This is a genomic window from Microvirga sp. P4_G7 (assembly GCF_056401005.1).
Window position 1 is genome coordinate 1 of record NZ_JBFUKD010000509.1, and the last position, 2,803, is coordinate 2,803.

Here is a 2,803-nt window from a genome sequence, read left to right on the forward strand (position 1 = left end):
CGGTGGAAGCGAGCTTCTCGGTAATCTCGCCGCCACGGGTCGCGAAGCTGTCTTCGAGGGAACGCGCGGTCTCTTCGAAGGCCTCGCGGACATCGCTGCCCTGCTTGGCCAATGCATCGACGACGCCTCGGCCTGTTTCGGCGAGGGTCCGCGTGACCTGCGACGCGCCGTCTTGGAGGTGGCGGGTCAGCAGGTCGCCGGTGCGCTCGAAAGCACCGGTGATATCCTGCGCCTTGCCTTCCAAAGCGGTCGTGATGGTGGTGCCGACTTCGGCAATACCGGATTTGATGTGTTCGCTGGCGCCGCCGAGTTTCTCGACGAGTTCGACGCCACGCGTCGCCATCTCCTCGACGACACGCTCACCGGCGCGGCCGAGGGCCTGCGTGATCTGTTCGCCACGCTGTTCGAGAGATTCAGTGACATGGACACCTGCGCGCTGGACGGAGGATGCAACCCGTTCAGCCGTCGCATCGAGATCCTGCGTCAGATTCTGATGGGCGCCAGTGATCGCGCCACGGACGCGTTCCGAGTTGGTCACGATGGCTTCGCGCTGCGCGACCAGTTCGTCGATCAAGGAACGAATGCGGATTTCATTGTCGGAATATGCGCGTTCGAGCGTCGAGATTTCGCTGCGCACGAGTGTTTCGAGTTCGCCGGCGCGAGCAAGAGCACGCTCCACGCCGTCGCCCACCGCGGCGACTTCCCGGCGCACGGCCTGGGAGACGGAGAGAACGGCGTCGGTCGAGAAGCTCTCAGGCTGCGCCAAGCGTACGGCGACTTCACCGACGGCGCGGGCGACGAGCTTCATTTCCTGGGACCGCACGGCCATGACGGCGGCGATGTAGAACAGGACGACCGGGGTGAAGAGGACAAATCCGGCAATCGCGAGTTGAGTGGGGGTGTAGGCCGCGAGAAGCGCGTCCGGAGTGGTGATGCCTTGGGAATAGACGACCGCAGCGGCGCTGCCGACCCAGATCAGGGAAAAGAGGGTGGCGAGGCTGTACGCGCGACGCGAAGGACGCACCTGAAGCGCCTGCAGCATCACACCGACACTCTGCCGATCGTCATTGGCGACGGCCGTGCGGTCCGGGGCGACGAAGGGCGTCCGCGAGGAGGTTTCACCCTGCGGCAACGGTTCGCCGATCGGTTCGTCGGGGTTGTCGAGGTCCCGGAACGGGCCCCGCGTGAAATCATGGTCTTCGACGTCTGGCAGTTTCGGATCGTGCGACGACCCGCGTCCCTGCTGTCCCTCGACGTGAAGCATCTCGGAAGAGTCATCCAGGTTGAGCGCGTGCTCGACGGCAGACAAAGCTGCCTCCGCCGGGTCTTTCATTTTCTTTTTTTCGGTCGCCATGGTCGTCCTCGATGACGCAACTAATGGGTCGCTCGGTCTTCGGTCCTTGTCGCAAAACTTCGTATTGCTTTGCGCCGTGCTTCCGAATGGGAAACCCGCCATTTACCAAAGGATTTTAGCCGCCGGGGGAGGTGAGGGAAACCCAATGTCCCCGATCACCTGCAAACGTCGTTAATCCCTTGGTAACTACCTGACTTCGCGGACATTAACCATAGTAAGGTTCTGCGGCCGATCCGTCCGGGGTCGTTTCCCGACCCGGCTTCCGGAGCATTTAGGGACGCGGTCGCTGCCTCGAGAGGCGTCGATGGGGCTTCCTATCCAACTCTTAACATGACCCGTCGCCGCCGTCCCGGCGTTCGGCGCGCGAAGCTTGGCTAGAACGCACAGTGGCGCGATCAAAACGTCACTTCCGGCAGGCGAAAGGGGGAAAGGTGCTCGCGGTTCCCGCGTTCATCGCAACCACGACCATGATGTTGGCGAGGTCAAGCTCCTCTTCCGATCGCGGGCAAACGTCCGCTTGCGTCGTGCAGCCGGAAGCCAGAAAGGCCTCGTGGCGCTCGAGAAACTCTTTCCCCAGGCCCTGCGTGCCTCTCCGCGCGAGCGCATCAGTCCAACCCTTCTTGTAGCGAGCGCATTTTACCTCGGTCCAACTTGGTGACTGCTTTTCCTGAGCGAAGGCGGGTGCCGTGACCGTCGCCAAGGTCAAACCCAGGAAAGCGACACAGCGGGCAATCGATTGGGTCGAAAGGCGCATGTTTTCAACCTCGGCACTGGCGGATGGATGGTCGGCGAGGAGGCGTATAGCGCGTGCACCTGATCGCCAAAAGCGCCCGTTTGAGCCGCATGCGTTGCCGGCCCCGGCGGGCCCCTGCACCTGCGACCTTCTGTTGCATGGAATAACGTTCATGAAGCTTAGCTTCTGCGCATCGGCAGGTTGCATCCGGCGTCGAAATGGCTCTTGCAATTGAATAACAGTTGATATTACGTAACGCCAAGTTCGTTCACCGATTCATTTCCAGTCTTGCCGGAACTCTCATGCCGAATACGCCCACCGCACGCGCGTCCAGCGGGACGCCTGTCATAGCCATCGCTTGCGCCATCATTCTGGTGCTTCCCGGCCTCTTTGTCGGAAAGCAGGCCGCGGAAGGCTATCTTGCCATCATCGATGCGGCGCCGAACGTGATCTCGGCCGGGTCATGGATGCTGTCGTTCGACGCCTTGTGGTTGAAGTTCGTCCCCGAATTCATCCGCGGCGCGATCGCGACGGCCGCCGCCCTCTGGCTGACCTTCGTCTGCTTTCGCCGCGCCGATCGCAACGCCGTCAGATCTTCGACCTTGATCGCCTGCCTCGTTCTCGCGGCCGCGCTGCTCATACTGTCCGTGGCGCAATACGGCGTTGGCGACAATGTCTACCAATTCCTGGGCCTGATGGCCGGATTGGTGTTCGGC

The 2,803-nt window shown here is 62.1% G+C and carries 2 protein-coding genes and 1 pseudogene; 1 reads left to right on the forward strand and 2 read right to left on the reverse strand.

What is annotated here, in order from left to right; translation table 11 throughout:
- Both AC1DT3_RS17130 and AC1DT3_RS17135 read right to left on the reverse strand, forming a co-directional pair.
- Window positions 1-1,354 (reverse strand): annotated as a pseudogene (locus tag AC1DT3_RS17130) (hypothetical protein); the annotation flags it as partial.
- A gap of 403 nt (window positions 1,355-1,757) precedes the next feature.
- Window positions 1,758-2,108: a hypothetical protein gene (locus tag AC1DT3_RS17135; RefSeq protein WP_477466442.1), complete on the reverse strand. Its 351-nt coding sequence runs from the start codon at window positions 2,106-2,108 to the stop codon at window positions 1,758-1,760.
- Between the two features lie 281 nt (window positions 2,109-2,389).
- On the opposite strand from AC1DT3_RS17135, the gene AC1DT3_RS17140 reads away from it, so the two are divergent.
- Window positions 2,390-2,803: hypothetical protein (locus tag AC1DT3_RS17140; protein WP_477466443.1), on the forward strand; the 414-nt coding region annotated here is incomplete at its 3' end.

Excerpts from the sequence above, each read along its gene's own strand:
- AC1DT3_RS17135 (WP_477466442.1), bottom strand. The coding sequence starts at position 2,108 with ATGCGCCTTTCGACCCAATCGATTGCCCGCTGTGTCGCTTTCCTGGGT.